The sequence below is a fragment of the Pseudomonadota bacterium genome, assembly GCA_039033415.1.
Classification (GTDB): Bacteria; Pseudomonadota; Gammaproteobacteria; order Xanthomonadales; family SZUA-38; genus JANQOZ01.
In genome coordinates this window covers 114,641-131,027 of the sequence record JBCCCR010000019.1, presented here as the reverse complement: position 1 = coordinate 131,027, position 16,387 = coordinate 114,641, and the positions used below count along the sequence as shown (strand labels likewise).

Here is a 16,387-nt window from a genome sequence, read left to right as displayed (position 1 = left end):
GGTGACGGTTTTCGCGCGCTCGATGGCGGCGGTGAGATCGTTCTTGGCCCAGCCGCTGAACATCGGGAACAGGATTCCGGACTGGCCCTGGAGGTTCAGCTCATCGTAGTGAGCTAGCGACTCCGCCGGATCCAGATCGGCAAACCGCGAAAACAAGATGGACAGGGCCGCCGCCCGTTCGCCGGCAACGGCGATGCTGAGCGTATCGTTGATATGGCCTTTGAGGGTCTCGACGTCAGCCTGCTGCGCCATGGCGTAGAGTGCCGCCGTCTGTTCAAAATCCGTTGGGAGCGCCAGAAGATCCACCGGCGTCATCCCCTCGTAGGCGGACGCGCAGGCCGCGGGAACGGGAGGCGGCGCTTGCGACACCGTTACAGCCTCCGTATCGGGGCACGCTTCCACCTGCAGCTCCGCAGCGGTTGGAACCTCGAATTCTGCGGTCGGGGCCGACACCTCTGGTTGAGCGCTGCCCAGCAGATAGCCAAGAAAGCCGGCAACGCCGACGAACAGCAAAGCGACAATTCGATTCATGGTGTGCCTCTCCCTTTTTGCGCTGACCGACCGATCCAACGGCAGCGTGTTTTCGTTAGACCACCAGCAGCAATTTTTCGTTTCAGGAATTTTTCCAGCAATTTTGCCACGCCGCTCTCAACTCAGAAATGAACGTTCGCAACGCTTAGTCGGGGTCGTTGCCGCAGGACCTTTTGGCCGAAAAGTCATCTCGGGCTGCTGTGACTGATCAGAATGGTAGCTGGGTCTTAGGACGCTGGTATGTCACGATGACGCCTAAACCATGGCGCCAAGACTCGTCAAAAGCATTAGTCGCAGAGACTGGTCCTTTCCGGCGGAGAATCTCGGAACTTATGACACAAACGATCTCGCTGGATGACGTGCGGAGCACCGCTGCCCTGATCGCTCCCTACATCGCAGAGACACCCGTCGTGACGTGGACCGGCTCAGAACTCCGTCAGCAGCTCGGTGACCATACCGAAGTGATCGCCAAGCTGGAGCCGTTCCAGCATGCGGGTACCTTCAAGGCGCGCGGCGCGTTGTCGAACATGCTGCGATTGGATCCCGCGGCCCGCGACCGAGGGGTCACCGCGATGAGCGCCGGCAACCATGCGGTGGCGGTGGCTTACGCCGCGAGCGTCTGCGGACTCGACGCGAAGGTTGTCATGCAAAAGACTGCCAACCCGGCCCGCATCGCGCTCGCGAAAAGCTTTGGCTGCGAAATCCTGATGGCTGACGACGGACCCAGCGGTTTTGCGCTCGCTGAACACATTGCAAAAACGGAAGGCAGGACCTTCATCCATCCTTTTGACGGCCTAGCCACCGCTCTCGGCACGGCGACACTCGGGCTCGAGATGCACGCGCAGGGTGGCGACCTCGACGTGCTGATTATCGCCATCGGCGGAGGCGGCCTGGCGGGCGGTGTGTCAGCCGTGACCAAGCTGTTAAGTCCGAGCTGCCACATTATCGGCGTTGAGCCTAAAGGCGCTGACAGCATGCATCAGAGCTTTGCATCGGGTCAGGCAGAAAACATCGGCGTACCCAACACCATCGCGGACAGTCTGGCGCCGCCCATGACCCTGCCCCTGCCCTACAGCCTGTGCCGGGAAAACATCGCGCGGTTGATCAAAGTGTCGGACGAAGACATGCGCCGTGCCATGGGCCTGGTATTTCGCGACATGAAGATGGCGGTTGAGCCGGCATGCGCGGCGTCTGTTGCGGCGTTGTGCCAGCTTATCCAGAACCAACCCGACATGGTGCGAGGGAAACGTGTTGGCCTGGTTTTTTGCGGTTCAAACATCGACTGGTCGTCCTTTGAATCGCTGGTCACGGACGCTTAATACCCGCCGCGACCCTCACAGCGCTCAAAACACCCTTAACTTCATCGCCAAAAAGACCCAAAATCCGGGATTGGCTAGCCAAGCGCAAATACAAGGATTACTCCCATGAATTTATCGTTTTACGAACTCTCGGTCGGCAGCTATCTCCAGGTCCTGGGTGGCGTTGCTCAAACGATGAACAAAGGCCGGGCACTCGCTGATGAGGGTCAGCTGGATCTGGACCAGCTCGTGCGAATGAAACTTCGAGATGACATGCTGCCCTTCAGCTTCCAGATCATCTCGGCTTGGCATCATTCGCTCGGCTGCATTAAGGGCCTAAAGGCCGGTCTGTTTGAGCCACCGCCTCGCATGCAAGACATGGACTACGAAAAACTCACGGGTCTTGTCAACGAGGCGATAGAAGGCTTGCGGGCCGAATCGCCGGAAACGATTAACGCGCTGGAGGACAAATCCATGACCTTCCGAGTTGGGAGCAGAGAAATCCCTTTCAAGGGCGTCAATTTCGTGTGTTCGTTTTCGCTTCCGAACTTCTATTTCCACGCGACCACGGCCTACGACATGCTGCGCATGCAGGGCGTACCGCTCGGCAAGATGGACTATCTCGGCCGCCTTAGGACCGGAGTCGAAAACGGCTGACCGCCATGGAGCTGTGGACCTACGCGACACCCAACGGATGGAAGGTGACCATCATGTTGGAAGAACTGAAGGAAGCGGGTGTCGAGTTACCGCCGGTTGAGATCCGAACCGTAGACATCATGAATCGCGCGCAGTTTGAAGCAGACTTCACCGCCGTCAGTCCGAATCAAAAAATCCCAGGGCTCCGGGACGGCGATCGGACACTGATGGAAAGCGGCGCGATTCTGCTGTACCTGGCGGAGAAGTTCCCATCACCACTGTTGCCGCAGGACGAGTCGAAATGGGACGTGATCCAGTGGCTGTTCTGGCAGGTGGCCGGTGTGGGCCCCACATTTGGCAATAAGCTTTCCTACACCCGCTACATGGAAGACGTTCCCGCTGAAGAAAAGGCCCACCCGCTGAAGCGGTTTACGGCCGAAGCTCAGAGGCTTCTGCGGGTCCTGGATAAGCAGCTCGCGGATAGAGACTACCTGTGTGGCGACCAGTTCACGGTCGCCGACATCGCCTGCTTTCCGTGGGTGCGCGGCTGGAAGTGGAGCAAGATCGACATCACCGGCCATGCCAACGTCGGCGCCTGGGTGAAGCGCGCCAGAGCAAGGCCTGGCGTAGACCGCGGGCTGGCCTACAGCTTCAAGCAGGACGAGGTGGATCAGTGGTCTGAGGAAACCAAAAGGCACTACGCCAGCGGCGGTGCCTCAATCGCGTCCAACGAGAGCATCGATTCCGGCGGCTGACAGTCACTCCCGATCAGCTTTTGCCTAGGACTGCTGAAACGCCTTTCGAAGCTCGGACTTGAGGACCTTGCCGCTACCCCCTAATGGCAGCTGGTCAAAAAACTGCACAACCTTTGGGATCTTGTAGCGAGCAATCTGCGTTTCGCAGTGCGAGAGAATGTCCGCATCCGTCAGCGCTGTGTCCGGTCGTTTCACCATGCAGACAGCGCCGACCTTCCCCAGTTCTCGTCCGCGGAACCGTTTTGAGACTGAAGGCCGGTGTTGCAAATTTGCGCAGCTGATGAGCGGTTATCTGCCTAGCGACGCCTACCGATTTGTGGGAATTTCTGCCGCTTACCCGTTCGCTTTTGTGGAAGCCCCATGTTGTCCCAGCTCAAGCAAATTCGGGAGGTCGGTCAAAACGGTCACCCGATCGCTCAGTCAACAAAGGTCTTCTCCGTCCACCGGGAGCACGCCAGGGGTTTGACCACAAAAATGAGGCAACGCTTGTGGCTTCCGCTCTGCGCACTGGTGAGCTTAATCGGATGCGCCTCGCAGCCAGCAAGGCTGATGATGGTTGACCCCGAATCGGTCGCAGGGAGCGAGCATCAGATCCTGGTTGCGACCAACCGCGTTGCGGTTGACGAGCCCCAGCAGCGCTATGCCGACGGCCGTGCAAGACAGATCTCGCTCGACAACGTTGTCGTCTGGGTCCCGGACGACCGGCCACCAGGTTCGCTCACGCTGCCATCCAAGAGCAAACCCGATCCAGCACGGCAGTTTGGCGTTGTCGACTTCGCGTCCCTTGAACGCTCCGCCTTTCTGGATCAACTCAATCAGCGCATGGCCGCCATCGAACAGGAAAACACGGTGTTTCTTTTTGTTCACGGTTACAACGTTCCATACGCGGGCGGCGTCTATAGACTGGCTCAGATGGTCGCGGATTTCGATGCCAAATCAGTTCCGGTGCTCTTTTCATGGCCCTCGTCGGGCCGCCTGCTCGGCTACCTCTACGATCGCGACAGCGTTCAGTTTGCTCGCGACGGCCTGGCCGAAGTGATTCTTCTGTTGGCCCAGTCCGACGCCACGTCAATTTTTTTGATGGGACACTCCATGGGCACCATGCTGGTGATGGAGACTTTGCGCCAGCTCAGCCTCGCCGGTCACGAAAAAACGCTTCGAAAGATCTCGCCGCTGGTGCTTGCTTCTCCCGACATTGATGTCGATGTGTTTCGGTCGCAGATGAACGGGTTGTCGCATCGTCCAGACCCTATGATCATTTTTGTTGCCAGCGACGATGGAGCGTTGAGATTGTCACAGAAGATCCGAGGGGGGCATCCGCGAATCGGTGAAGGCCAGAATATTCCGGAGCTACAGGAGCATGGAATTGCGGTGATCGACCTGTCCGACGTAGATCTAGGCGATGGAACGCAACACTCCGCCTTCGCCGCCTCGCCGACGCTGATCAGCATCATGAAGCGGGCGGCAACGGCCAGCGAGACGCTGAGCGACGCAGACCAGTCGGAGCGACGCTCTCCTCTGGAAGCAATGAGCGAATTTACTTCCGGTCTGCTATATCTGCCTAATCGCGACGTAGAATCTGAACCCTAGCTCGGGATTCCACTATTTCTGTAAGCCGACAACCTGGAGAATTCGAATGACAAATAGTCAAAAACTGGCTCTGAAAATTGCTGCGGTGCTGTGGGTGATCTGGGGGGCGGTCCATGCCTTGGCAGGAAGCATTATTATTCCCGCTGACGCTGCGTCAGGTTTCCAGGCGATCGCTGACGCGGTCAACTCGGAGGAGCTGCAGGCAGACTATCATCCGGCGGTCGGCGGAATACTGAATCAACATGGTTGGAATCTGCTCTGGGGCGGGGTGGTGACGATCATCGGCGGGATATTCGTCTGGCGCGGGAACCTGACCGCTATCTGGGTCACCGCGATGGTTGGGGGTTTGCTGGACGTTGGCTATCTCGTTTTTGTCGACGTTCCTGGGTTCGTCAATTTTGTGCCGGGAACGGTGATGACGATCGTCTCCGGTTCGGCCATTGTTTTGAGCTTCTGGGTGTGGTTTTCAAACCGTGGACAACAAAGCAGCGCCGGGAACTGAAGCCGAATAGCGCAAGGGATTTGCGCTCATCCAGCGCGGCAAATGGGGCTAAAAGAAAAATCGACCGACCCACTCGAGGCGCCAACCGGCGCCTTCGGAGCCATCGGCCGTCTCGATCGTGTTGTAGTTGACCTCCAGGCCCAGGGAGGCAGAGTCGATGGGTGACCAGAATAGGTTAGCGGTATATCGCTCACCACCCGAATAGGACAGAGGGGCGGCCTGGGCTGGAGAATCCAGTTCAAACACGCTGGCCATAAACGTTGTGCGCCATCGATTCGACCACCAGTGTTGATAGGCCAAGAAAGCCGCCTCGATGCCGGTTGCCTCGACGTCACCGCCATCGCTGATGACACCATCCAAGCCGCCGACAAACGAAGAATAGTAGTGGACGAATCCCTCGCCGTACTGCAGGCCGAAGCTGACGTTGTCATCCGGCCCGGTTATTGGGGTATTGATTCGACCCGACAGGTGAACCCCGCCCGTCAGAACCTCTTCATTCCTTGATCTGAGCTGCAGTCCAAGCCCGGCCAAGCGGACATAGCCCCAATCACGCTGAAGCTTGCCAAAAGCCACCACGTTCGGCAGCGACTCTGAAAGGAGCAGCTCGGTGTTGCCGGCAAAATCAAAAGCCGGATTTTCTATGCCGAGCCCTACGTTTGAGCCATCGTTGGTTCCGCGCATGTAGTAGAACCCTGGCTGACGCAGGACCGGAGCCGCAAGCGGGCTTCCCGGGTCCGCTGACTCTGGCAACGCAAACACGTCAATAAATCCCGAATGGTACTGACCGAAGCGCCAGTTCCCGAGCTCCACACCCGCATGGCGCAGCCGAACATCGTAGTCATTGGTGAACTGATCTCCATCACCAAACATGTCGAATTCGACAAACGCGCGAAAATTGCCCATCGCAGTCGGCGCGCGATAGTCGAGGTTGAAGTTGGAAAGTCGCGCGTGAATCCCAAACTGTTTCTCGCCGTCATCCGGGTCACCGTCGATGGGGATGGAGGTCGGCACACCAATTTGCTGAAAACCCTGGTTGTCCCAGTCGTAGTTGCCATTGACCTGCACCATCCCGCCGATGCGGAAAGACCCGGCGGACCCGGGAATGGATACCGAGCCGCTGAAATCTCCGGCGGTCACGAACGCATCGTCGGGGACTCGCCCAATCGGTCGACGCTGCAGGAACGTGTCCTTCTTCCCCAGCTCACCGGAGTCCGTCGCGCTTGGTGCGTCCTTGCCTTCACTTAAACTGCCGGCGACGGGTTTGCCCAAAAGCTCTTGTACGAGCTTTCGCAGGTCTTCGACCTCAGCTCTAAGCAGCGCAATCTCGTCACGACGATTGGCTTTCGAATTCGCATCAGACTGAGCAATCGCTGGGCTCGGCGCCAGCAAATGCGCCAACGACAAGATGGAGCAGACCTTGATCAACCGAACCGAAGCGAGCGAAGAAGCGGAGTGCTTTCGTTTCATGCGATTTGCGCCGTATCGGTAGGTATGGGACTCGCCTCGCCCAGGGGGCGGCTGCGTCGCTCGGGATCTATTAGAAATCTCGGGGATCTATGGGGTTGGTCCCCGCCCGGAGTTCCGCGGGATCATTGACGCCGTCGGCATCCGAATCGGCTTTGTAGGGAAACGTGCCCTGGGCGACTTCTTCGGCGTTAGCGATACCGTCTCCGTCAATATCGTCATCGAGACGGTCTTCGATGCCGTCTCGATCGGTGTCTTCCCAGCGGGTCGGGTCATCGGGATAGCCGTCAAAGCCGTCGTCGACGCCATCTTCGTCTGAGTCGACCGCCAGCGGCACGGGCATGTCCAGCCATTCAGAGGCGCCGTCGATGACCTCGCCGGCGTTCATTTTGGCCATCCCGAATTCCACCACTTCGGTCATATGCCAGCGGCGCTGCTCGTTGGGTAGCCCCAAATGTGGTCCCGGTTTCCAGCCCACCTGGGTGAGATTGCGTTGTGCCCAGGCCATACTTAGTCGATCGGTAACAGTGAGCTGGGACTGCATCGCTGTGGCCAGCCACCCGCCGGTGACCAGGAGAGAGAGAATTTCCTGAATCTCCCGATCAGAGTAGTGACGGCGAAGATGCTCGATATGCGCTGCCGTGGTTCGTGTTGGCAGCGGGCCCGCGTCTCGAGCGATGCGAAAGGCCGCCTTCTCTTTCTCAGAAAACAGGCTGGAGCGCTCAAAATCGAACAGCGCGTGGATTTTTTCGAGCACCACGGATTGCTGGTCCGGGGGAAGGCGATCGAAAGGGTATTCATCCTTGATCGCGTCGTAGATGCCGTAGGCACCATGCACCTGGCAGTGTCCGCAACCCGAAGCGAGCTGGTTCACAAAAAATATCAGCCACTTCATCTCCAGCGTGAGCGCCCGGTCGGTGCCGGAAAAGTATTCATCGATACTCACGGTGCCTATGGAGCTCTGCCGCGTCCATTCGGTGTCGAACCGTCCCCGGTCGCTCAGGGGATAGCTCGCCTTGGCCACAACGGACGGTCGATAGTACGGGTAGTCGTAGGCCGCGACGTCGAAGGCTTTGGTGCTGGAAGCCGGGAGATTGAGCTCAGAAAGACCCGGCGCTTCCCAGCGCAAATAGTCCTCTGGATAGTGGTCAAACGGATCTTCGACGCCGTCTTTATCGCTATCAAAAGTCACGCGGGGAATCTCATAGCCCGTGATGCGGTTGACCCAGTCGGTTTCGAATACCGGGTTTAACGCCGCCAAATCGCCGGGCTTCCACCTGGCCCTTATCTCTTGCTCAGCCGTCCTAAGCGCCTCACCCGCGAAAAGTGCCGCGCGCTGCTCGTCTGGGGTACTGCTGCGGTTGCGACCCGGTTTCCAACCAACGGATGACAGATGCGTCTCGGCCCAGGCCAAAGTCTCTTTATCGGTGGCAATTGGCAACATCAGGTCGTGTTTCGCCATCGCCGCGTTGATGGCAATCAGCTCGATCAGCTCGGCGATTTGACGATCAACAAACTGCATGCGCAGCGCCGCGTGAGAATCCCCGGTCACCCTGGCCGGGTTAGTCGCCGCCAAGGTCACAAATTCCAAGGCCGCCCTAGTCCGCTTGTCGACGATGGATTCAGGATAGTTAGAAGACCAGACTGCGCGCACCTGCTCGATAGGGACACCGAGTGACATGAGCTGATACGCCGCTCGAGCCTGGTGATGGCGGCTTCCCGACAGGATCATTTGATACAGAGTGATCTGCCACTTGGTGATCGCATCAAACATGCCGTCAGCATGAATCATGATGTCAGCGATCAGGATGCCTTCGAAGAAGTCTCGTAGATTGCTAACGTCGATCTTGTGCCTGTCGTAGTAAGGCATGCTCCGATCTTCTTCCGGCGGCTCGGGCAAAGGCTGGGCGAAGATGGGACCCGTTGCGAATACCAGGAAGAACAGCGGCAGCAAGTTCATTCGGACTCGGATCATCGTATTACTCCTCATCAAAAACGGGGAGGAACATGCCGTTAGGATTGGCCGAGTGAGTGGGCACGCCCTGCAGCACATCCCAGTGCTCAATCACCTTGCCGTCGGCGTTGTAGCGGTAAATATCAACCGCAGCGATACCCAGATCATTCGGGTTGTTGCCGCTTAAGTTCCGGAAGTTGACGTGAGCCATGGCCCAATCACCCAGAACCATCACTTTGTGGACATCAATCGCCACCGGGTATTGCGCAACTGAGCTGGAGAACACCATCGCTAGCGGTTCAGGGCCGTCGGGAATGACGGTGTTGTGCTGGATATAGCCGCTGGCGATGTATTTGCGCATGTTGGCGATGGACGGATCACTTTCCAGCACCCGGTAAATCTCCAGAATCTCCTGCGCACGGGCGCGATCTGCGGCATTTGCCGCGATGATCACCGTGTCAAAGTCCTGCGGGGCAGTGTTTCTGTAGTTGAGGCCCTGGTCCTGGGAAGTCCTGGGTTTAGCCTCATCGCCCGTCTTTTCGGCGCAGGGGGCTGCGGAATGCCATGACGCGAAGAACACTGCCAGCAATACCGGCGTCGTAAACCTGTGCATGAATACCTCCCGATCATTAGCTCAGGTGCCAGTTCACGGCTAACAACTGGCGCAATTGTCTGGGTTTCAGCTGATAGCTCAGGCGCGGGTATGCGGCCAGTTGCCGTGGCGCATGGCCAACCGAAACTGCCGTCAGGCTAGCCGCGCAGCGGCAACCACATCAACGATAGAAAGTGCGCATCCAATGCGGATTTCTGCAGCAGGTTGAGGACCTGCTGAAACAACCGGATGGGCTAAACTGGAGGTTGCTTGGGATAAATCGCTTTGAGGGTCGTTAGGAAGGCGTGCACCTTCGCGGACCGATGGAGGTCCACGTGGGTTACCCGCCATGACTTTAGCAACCAGGCCTTCATCGCCGGTCGAATCTCCACCATATCGCCATGTTTTTCCGCCACGGAATGCGGGATAAAGCCAATGCCTAGGCCCCCAAGAATGGCTTGTTCTGCCGCCTCAAAATCGTTGAACAGCAGCTGAATTCGATCGGACGGCACCTGTCTTGCCATCCAGCGCAAAAAAGCCGACTGGGAGTGCCGTTTTTCGGTCGAGCCAACAAAAGTGTGATTGGCGTAGTCTTGCCGATCCTTTGGTTTGCCGTGCCGCTGGACGTAGTCGCCAGACGCAAACAGGCCAAGGGTCTTTTGGAGAAAAGGCGTAACAACCTCATCAGGGTGATCAGGTTTAGAACCCACTCGAAAGGCGATGTCAGCCTCGCCGTACTCTAGCCTGGAAAGCGCTTCGCCCGCGACGATGTGGACCTTCATATCTGGATAGTCGCGTGCGTAGCGGTCAATCACCGGCAGTAAGTCGGGGACCAGCAGCTCGAGCGTTGCTACAACCAACTCACCCTGAAGATGATCCGCTTGCGATTTGACCATGCGTTCAATCTCGGCAAAGCGAGAGTCTGCAAGCTCGGCAACCCGGCGCAGCTCCACACCTAAGTCTGTCGGCGTATAGCCTGCCTTCGCTCGAATGAAAAGCTTGGCGCCATAGTGCTTCTCTAACTGCTCGATATGTCTGATCACCGTCGCTCGGTGAATACCCAGCTGGTCAGCGGCTGCACTTACCGTTCCAAGCTTGGCAACCCGTGCCGCCGTATGAATCTCATTCCAGTTTGTCATCGAAAGGTATCTCCGGATCACTCCAAATCGCGCGGCAGTTTAGGTATGACAAGGCCAGCCAACAACGCGCGCTGATGCACATCTGACCTAAAAAATTTGCAACTAAAGGAACCGAGCTACCGGACCCTTTTATCATTTTGCGAAGCCGCCCGTCATTCGTAGGCCGCGGCAGTTTCCGCAGCGTATGACAAAGCCGATGACAGAGGAGCAAAGCACGACATAGACTTGTGTAGGGTGGCGGGTTTGCCCGGTGTGTTTCGGAGGGTTTTTATGTCTCGGCTGGTTTTTCTTTTTTGTGCCCTGGTTTTGTCAGCGTCATCTGCCAAAGGAAACGAGCCGGTCGGCGACCCGCACGAATTCAGCGCCACCCCAGAGATCACACCCCAGAGCATAGAGAACCTCTTTCTGCTGGGGAAGGTTTGGGGATACCTCAAATACCATCACCCAAATGTGATCGCTGGATGTTTCAAGTGGGACGAAAAGCTCTTCGGCGTTGTCGATGAGACGGTTGCAGCCAGCAGTCGCGAAGAAGCCAGCGAAGTTTTGGTGGATTGGCTGAAGCGAATCGACGGGCCGCAGGATGGTTGTGGGACCGCTTCCACTGGCGCCGAACACTATTCGGTTGACGACAATTGGCTTACGGACAATAGCCTGCTGAGTCCGGAGCTGGCGACTGCCATAGCCCCGAGGACGGGTCCGCGTGAGCAGGTCAACAGCCAGCACTATGTCAGCCTAGCCGAAGGTGTTCGCAATCCCGTTTTTAAATTCGAAGACGGCTACTCCGACGTCGAGCACCTGGACTGGCGTTACCGGATGCTGGCACTTTTTCGTTTCTGGAACATCATCGAGTACTGGTCGCCCTACCGGAATCTTATCGGTGCAGACTGGGACGGGGTGCTTCGAGATTCGATTCCCAGATTTGTCAGGGCCGAAGATGACGATCAGTACGCGCTTGAGCTGATGGCCCTAATCGCCCGCATCCGAGACAGTCACTCAAATCTCTGGAGTGCGTTTGACCAGCGACCGCCTGCAGGGACACTGGATGTTCCGGCACACATCCGGCCCGTTGAGGGACTGCCAGTCGTTTGGCGGACTTATGAGTCCGAGGTGTCCGACTCGGGCGAGGCGATCGGTCCGGACGGACTACGTTACGGCGATATCATTCTTACGGTCGACGGCACACCAACCGGGGAACTGGTCAAAAACTGGACGCCTTACCTCGGCGTGTCCAACGAGGCGACGCTGCTCCGCGAGGCCTATCGCTATCTGCTCAGAGGGGCAGAAAAGTCGGTTGAAGTTCAGATTGACCGTGATGGCAGGCAGATGGATCTGACGCTCGAGCGCGTGCCTCAGGACTTGGGTCGACCATGGACTCACGATCGCGACGGTGATGCGCTGCAGCTGCTGTCGGACGGCATCGCTTACCTGAAGCTTTCCGCTATATCGAAGCAACAGATACCGACATATCTTGAAACTATCGACGGGGCTCGCGGATTGATCATCGACATTCGCAATTACCCCGCTGAATTTGTGGTGTTTGCCCTGGGCCAACACCTTGTCGAAAAAGCTACGCCGTTTGTGAGATTTACTCATGGTGATTTGGAATCGCCCGGTACTTTTCGCTGGACGGAACCGCTGGAATTGAAGCCCGCGAGTCCCTTTTTTGGCGGCAAAGTGGTCATCTTGGTCGATGAGACCAGCCAAAGTCAGGCCGAATATACAGCCATGGCTTTCCGAGCGGCGCCCGACGCCGTGGTAATCGGCAGCCAGACCGCTGGCGCAGACGGGAATATGTCTCCGATTTCGCTGCCCGGTAACCACAGAACCTTTATCAGCGGCATCGGCGTCTTCTATCCAGACAAGACCCCGACCCAGCAAATAGGCATCGTTCCCGACATATCCATCAAACCGACGGTACGTGGCATTCGCAACGCGCGCGACGAAGTCCTGGAAGCAGCCGTGATGCAAATTGTGGGGAAAACACCCCCAGAAGAGGCGCTCCGGCGATTGACTCGTATTCCCCATGCGCCACAAAAGCCCTAGGCGGCGATTGCGCAGCCAACCAACGGTCAAGCAACCACTTTTTTTGCTTATTATCTTGTGACCTTCTTTGCTCAAAAAACATCTAGGCAGGTATGAAAACTTTGTCCCTACTTGGCGCGGTGTTTGCGCTGCTGGCATTTCCTGTCGCGAAAAGTCAGGAAACGGCTCTGACCATTCGGGTTTCACCGGTGGCCAACCTGTATTACCAGCTGGGCTGCCTGGTCGATGGCGGTCACTGCAGCCAGCCCGCTTACGAAGAGTTATGGACTGAGCAAGGTTGGCTTGATGCTGAGGCCAACCGGCTGCTGACGGAATTTGCTGCCATCAGCAACCGCTACGGCACGAGCGTGTGGCTGAGGGGTGAGCGACCCTCCCCAGCGCTATTAGGATTGCCAATTCCTGACATGGGGCCTGACCCGGCCAGTTATTTTGACCTCTCACAGCGCCTTCGAACGGCCTCTTTCATGAGCGACTCGCTGGACGGCTTGCGGGAACGGCTGATGCTGGTGATGACAACCCCGGACGCGGCGCGGATGACCGAAATTGTCAGTCATTTCGAACCCGCATTTCAGCAATGGTGGGCACGTGATGCGGTCGCACCAATGACTGCGGTCAAGAAGGAGTTAAACGCGCTGCTTGCGAGTGAGATCAACTCGACGGTCGGGGCGGCCGTAGCCTTTTACGGCGTTCAAAACGCTTCGGTCATCGAAGGACTGACCTTAAACCTGATGTTCCGGCCACCGCATGACAGCCCGAGCCGCGGTCAGCAGATTCAGCAGCACAGCGTAGTTGAGGTGGTTTCCGGGGAAACCGCTCAACACCGTATTGGCGTCGTAGTTCACGAGCTTGCCCATTACCTTTACAGTTTGGCGCCCCCAAACTGGCATCAGCTGCGCCTCAAGGGCGCCATGAAAGCTGAATCGGCAAACGCGTCCGTAGCGCTGGGGCTGATGGACGAGGCGCTGGCAACCGCGATCGGTAACGGGGTGCTCGAAAAGCGGCTGCGCGGCGACGTTGGCTACAAAGTCTACGCTGACGCACCCTTGTCTTTTTATAACGATCCACAGATCGATCAGTCCGCCAAGCTGATGGTGGACCTGGTGGAGCAATATCTTTCCGAGGGTGTTGCGATGGATCAGCCCTTTGTTGATCGGTACTTCGACCGGGTGCTCAATAAGCTCGATGCCAGCTTGGACAGTCTTGAGCAACGCCTGGCGGTCACCGTTGCGGTTGTCGGAGATAGCCAGCTCGAAAGTCTGATGCGGGAGCTTCGGCGGTCAATTGGCAACCGAAGTCTGTGGACGCTGGACGTGGAAGAGGACCTCGGGAACTCCATTCTGGCCAACCACCCCTACCTCCATGGTGTGGTCATCGCCCACCCCGGTCAGCTGAGCGACTTACTCGAACGACTGGGTGAGCGAACCGTAGCGCCTCCAGCAGACACGGTCTGCACGCTGAAACGCCATGGTGGACCTGGCTTACTCTACCTGGCGCCCGTGGAATCCCACCCAAAGGTAGACACCCTTCTTCTCCGGCTGCGACAGGCACAGCCCTGCACCTAAACAAGTCGAAAGCGCTGCGTTCGGCGCGATTATGACTTCCCGTTATGAGCCCATTCGTCATTTCAATTGGGCAGGGCAAGCGGCTCACCGCAGGATGAGGCCTTCTCTCCCAGCAACCTGCCGGTGGGCCCCATGCGGACAACTCAGCGAGACGGTCTTCGGAATTTCTGTCTAGACCGCAAGACGAAGCGTTTGGACCTGGACGAGGGTCGTCTCTGATGGGCATGGGTCGGCGACCATTCCTTCGCGGCGCGGCCGCTGTCGGACTTGCCTCCGTTTTGCCAGGTCGAAACGCATTCGCCAGATCAGCGCCACTCACCGATCCCGGCTTCATCCTTGGGAAAGGCCCGGAGGGTTGGTGCGACGAGGCCAAAAACGGCGGCGCCGTTGTGCGGTGGCATGAACAAGACCGGAAGTGGTGGATGTGGTACTACGCGCGGGACAACAATTTCCCCGAGGACGTCGCCCCGCTCTTCGGCACGGGCCGGATTGCCGTGGCCAAGTCCGACGACGGGATCAGCTGGACACGCTTCAAGGGTCCGTTGACCGGCGGTGCCGTCATGGAGTGGAGCGACAACCCCGACGATTTTGATGCGACGCACGTCGCGAGCGGTGACGTCACCTACCACAACGGCGAATGGCTGCTCTGGTACTTCGGCGGTGACTCGACGATCCCTGGCGACCTGGGGGGCTATCAGGCGCCGAACAGCTACCAGCACAAAGGCTATCGATGCCGACCGGGCGTCGCGCGCAGCAAAGACGGCATTCACTGGGAGCGCATCCGTGGCACGGCAACCGGCGGTGCATCGGTTGATATCGACGACGATGTTTATGGTGCATTCCCCAACGGCATCCACGACGGCGATCGGTTCCTCATGTACTACGCCAGCATTTCCGCCACCGCTGGCTATTGGGAGACTTTGGTTGCTGAGTCCAAGGATCTAAAAAACTGGACCCGTCTGGGGCCGATCAAATGGACACAGGAACCGGCCCGGTGGGAGCTTGCCGGTTCTAACACGCGCCATATCATCCCCAATCCAGATTCGTCAGGGCCGCGCTGGCTGATGGTGTACACGGCGCTGGATGGACGCGTGGCGGGTTATCCAAGAATGATCGGCGCGGCCGTGTCCGACGACGCGCTGACCTGGACGCGGCTTTATGACGAGCCGATTTTTCATATGGGCAACTACGACCGCTTCGACAGCGGTGGCGTTTCTTACCCGCAGCTAACGGTGCATCCCAGCGGCGCCATCTATATGTACTACTACGGTTTCTCGGTGCGGACGAACACCGCCGGTCCAACGCGGGGCATCGGCCTTGCGATCAGTGAAGACGGCAACCTTCGAAACTTCCGCCGCGTGCGCAAGAGCGCCTAGAGGACTGGTCGCCGATGGCTCGGACGATCCAATACCTAAGCGCGCGATCTTGGCTGGCGGTCAGTTTCCTTTTTTGTTTTGCCCTCGCGACCACCGCGGCTTTAGCAGCAAACCGAGAGACTGCAGGTCCGGACGGACTATTCTCGGTACCCGTGGGAGACGCGATGTGGGGCTATCGATCCAAAGGATCGGGTCCCCCGGCAGTCCTGCTGCACGGTTTTTTTCTGCACTCCGCACTCTGGCTTGATCAGCTCAACGGGCTATCGGATATTCGCCGGGTCATTGCGCCAGACCTGCGGGGCTGGGGTCGCTCCGAACCCGTCACAGACCTCCCACTCGACTACTACCGGTATGCCGACGATATCGTCACCTTTCTCGACGCAATCGGCGTTGAGGACAAGATTGACCTGGTCGGGATGAGCGCTACGGCGTTTATCGCCGGGCTGGTTTACGAGCGCATCCCCGACCGGGTCGCCAGCGTCACGCTCATCAGTGGAAATTTTGATCTCGGATCGAACCCGGCCTACAAACGCTATCAGCAGGAGCTGGCCCGCCTCGTTGTGGTTGAGGGTAAAGATGTTCTGTTCCGAAGGTTCGACGAGTATATCGACGGGCCGGTCAACAGCCTGCACGCTCGCGCCCGCTACAAGCAGATGATCCTCGATACCCGAACCGAGATGTTTGTCGCCTTTTTCGCCGGCACGGGCCTCACCGAGGGACGTCCCGATTTGCCGGGGAAGGTCAAAGTACCGGTACTACTGCCGGTGGGTACCGCGGATATTGTCTTTACGCCGGAGGACGTTGCGCGTATGTCCAATCGGTTTCCTGATGCGCGCGTCGTGCAATTCAAAACGGCGGGAAGGCTACTGCCGTTAGAAAGTCCAACCGAGCTCAACGCGGCTCTGCGAAATTTTTGGACCGGACCAGCCGCCCGCTGACACCATT

The 16,387-nt window shown here is 58.0% G+C and carries 15 protein-coding genes; 9 read left to right on the top strand and 6 right to left on the bottom strand.

Features of this window, described 5'->3' with window-relative positions; all coding sequences use genetic code 11:
• A partial coding sequence (locus tag AAF358_16505; GenBank protein ID MEM7707159.1) for a hypothetical protein occupies positions 1 to 531 on the bottom strand: 531 nt, incomplete at its 3' end.
• A gap of 332 nt (positions 532 to 863) precedes the next feature.
• Between AAF358_16505 and AAF358_16500 the strand changes: the two genes are divergently transcribed.
• The 3 genes from AAF358_16500 to AAF358_16490 all read left to right on the top strand — a co-directional run bounded on the left by AAF358_16500 (position 864) and on the right by AAF358_16490 (position 3,220).
• Positions 864 to 1,850, top strand: a complete 987-nt coding sequence (locus AAF358_16500; GenBank protein ID MEM7707158.1) for a pyridoxal-phosphate dependent enzyme — start codon at positions 864 to 866, stop codon at positions 1,848 to 1,850.
• 105 nt (positions 1,851 to 1,955) lie between these two features.
• On the top strand, positions 1,956 to 2,486 hold the full coding sequence (locus AAF358_16495; protein MEM7707157.1) for a DUF1993 domain-containing protein: 531 nt from the start codon (positions 1,956 to 1,958) through the stop codon (positions 2,484 to 2,486).
• A 5-nt stretch (positions 2,487 to 2,491) separates the two neighbouring features.
• On the top strand, positions 2,492 to 3,220 hold the full coding sequence (locus AAF358_16490) for a glutathione S-transferase C-terminal domain-containing protein (protein MEM7707156.1): 729 nt from the start codon (positions 2,492 to 2,494) through the stop codon (positions 3,218 to 3,220).
• 24 nt (positions 3,221 to 3,244) lie between these two features.
• Here the strand turns inward: AAF358_16490 and AAF358_16485 are convergent, their stop codons facing one another.
• A complete protein-coding gene (locus AAF358_16485) occupies positions 3,245 to 3,487 on the bottom strand; it encodes a hypothetical protein (protein ID MEM7707155.1) in 243 nt (80 codons plus the stop codon).
• 282 nt (positions 3,488 to 3,769) lie between these two features.
• Here AAF358_16485 and AAF358_16480 point away from each other — a divergent pair, with 282 nt between their 5' ends.
• Complete coding sequence (locus tag AAF358_16480; GenBank protein ID MEM7707154.1) at positions 3,770 to 4,810, top strand: alpha/beta fold hydrolase; 1,041 nt, start codon at positions 3,770 to 3,772, stop codon at positions 4,808 to 4,810.
• A 46-nt stretch (positions 4,811 to 4,856) separates the two neighbouring features.
• On the top strand, positions 4,857 to 5,312 hold the full coding sequence (locus AAF358_16475; GenBank protein MEM7707153.1) for a hypothetical protein: 456 nt from the start codon (positions 4,857 to 4,859) through the stop codon (positions 5,310 to 5,312).
• A gap of 48 nt (positions 5,313 to 5,360) precedes the next feature.
• Here the strand turns inward: AAF358_16475 and AAF358_16470 are convergent, their stop codons facing one another.
• The 4 genes from AAF358_16470 to AAF358_16455 all read right to left on the bottom strand — a co-directional run bounded on the left by AAF358_16470 (position 5,361) and on the right by AAF358_16455 (position 10,461).
• The gene (locus AAF358_16470; protein ID MEM7707152.1) at positions 5,361 to 6,779 is read right to left on the bottom strand and encodes a DcaP family trimeric outer membrane transporter; all 1,419 of its coding nucleotides are present in this window, start codon (positions 6,777 to 6,779) and stop codon (positions 5,361 to 5,363) included.
• 70 nt (positions 6,780 to 6,849) lie between these two features.
• Positions 6,850 to 8,751: a hypothetical protein gene (locus tag AAF358_16465; GenBank protein MEM7707151.1), complete on the bottom strand. Its 1,902-nt coding sequence runs from the start codon at positions 8,749 to 8,751 to the stop codon at positions 6,850 to 6,852.
• A 4-nt stretch (positions 8,752 to 8,755) separates the two neighbouring features.
• Positions 8,756 to 9,343, bottom strand: coding sequence for a hypothetical protein (locus AAF358_16460; GenBank protein MEM7707150.1), 588 nt, complete (start codon positions 9,341 to 9,343; stop codon positions 8,756 to 8,758).
• Between the two features lie 233 nt (positions 9,344 to 9,576).
• Positions 9,577 to 10,461 carry a LysR family transcriptional regulator gene (locus AAF358_16455; GenBank protein MEM7707149.1) on the bottom strand — a complete coding sequence of 295 codons (885 nt, stop codon included), beginning with the start codon at positions 10,459 to 10,461 and terminating at the stop codon, positions 9,577 to 9,579.
• A gap of 270 nt (positions 10,462 to 10,731) precedes the next feature.
• Between AAF358_16455 and AAF358_16450 the strand changes: the two genes are divergently transcribed.
• The 4 genes from AAF358_16450 (at position 10,732) to AAF358_16435 (ending at position 16,380) form a co-directional block, all read left to right on the top strand.
• Positions 10,732 to 12,504 (top strand): S41 family peptidase, encoded by a 1,773-nt coding sequence (locus AAF358_16450; protein MEM7707148.1) that lies wholly within the window; start codon positions 10,732 to 10,734, stop codon positions 12,502 to 12,504.
• Positions 12,505 to 12,605: 101 nt separating this feature from the next.
• On the top strand, positions 12,606 to 14,066 hold the full coding sequence (locus AAF358_16445) for a hypothetical protein (protein ID MEM7707147.1): 1,461 nt from the start codon (positions 12,606 to 12,608) through the stop codon (positions 14,064 to 14,066).
• Between the two features lie 224 nt (positions 14,067 to 14,290).
• The gene (locus AAF358_16440) at positions 14,291 to 15,442 is read left to right on the top strand and encodes a hypothetical protein (GenBank protein ID MEM7707146.1); all 1,152 of its coding nucleotides are present in this window, start codon (positions 14,291 to 14,293) and stop codon (positions 15,440 to 15,442) included.
• A gap of 14 nt (positions 15,443 to 15,456) precedes the next feature.
• The gene (locus AAF358_16435; protein MEM7707145.1) at positions 15,457 to 16,380 is read left to right on the top strand and encodes an alpha/beta hydrolase; all 924 of its coding nucleotides are present in this window, start codon (positions 15,457 to 15,459) and stop codon (positions 16,378 to 16,380) included.
• Positions 16,381 to 16,387: the final 7 nt, after the last annotated feature.

Bases quoted from the DNA above. Each gene is read 5' to 3' on its own strand.
- AAF358_16500 (MEM7707158.1), top strand. From the start codon at position 864: ATGACACAAACGATCTCGCTGGATGACGTGCGGAGCACCGCTGCCCTG.
- AAF358_16495 (MEM7707157.1), top strand. From the start codon at position 1,956: ATGAATTTATCGTTTTACGAACTCTCGGTCGGCAGCTATCTCCAGGTC.
- AAF358_16490 (MEM7707156.1), top strand. From the start codon at position 2,492: ATGGAGCTGTGGACCTACGCGACACCCAACGGATGGAAGGTGACCATC.
- AAF358_16480 (MEM7707154.1), top strand. From the start codon at position 3,770: ATGATGGTTGACCCCGAATCGGTCGCAGGGAGCGAGCATCAGATCCTG.
- AAF358_16475 (MEM7707153.1), top strand. From the start codon at position 4,857: ATGACAAATAGTCAAAAACTGGCTCTGAAAATTGCTGCGGTGCTGTGG.
- AAF358_16470 (MEM7707152.1), bottom strand. From the start codon at position 6,779: ATGAAACGAAAGCACTCCGCTTCTTCGCTCGCTTCGGTTCGGTTGATC.
- AAF358_16465 (MEM7707151.1), bottom strand. From the start codon at position 8,751: ATGATCCGAGTCCGAATGAACTTGCTGCCGCTGTTCTTCCTGGTATTC.
- AAF358_16460 (MEM7707150.1), bottom strand. From the start codon at position 9,343: ATGCACAGGTTTACGACGCCGGTATTGCTGGCAGTGTTCTTCGCGTCA.
- AAF358_16455 (MEM7707149.1), bottom strand. From the start codon at position 10,461: ATGACAAACTGGAATGAGATTCATACGGCGGCACGGGTTGCCAAGCTT.
- AAF358_16450 (MEM7707148.1), top strand. From the start codon at position 10,732: ATGTCTCGGCTGGTTTTTCTTTTTTGTGCCCTGGTTTTGTCAGCGTCA.
- AAF358_16440 (MEM7707146.1), top strand. From the start codon at position 14,291: ATGGGTCGGCGACCATTCCTTCGCGGCGCGGCCGCTGTCGGACTTGCC.
- AAF358_16435 (MEM7707145.1), top strand. From the start codon at position 15,457: ATGGCTCGGACGATCCAATACCTAAGCGCGCGATCTTGGCTGGCGGTC.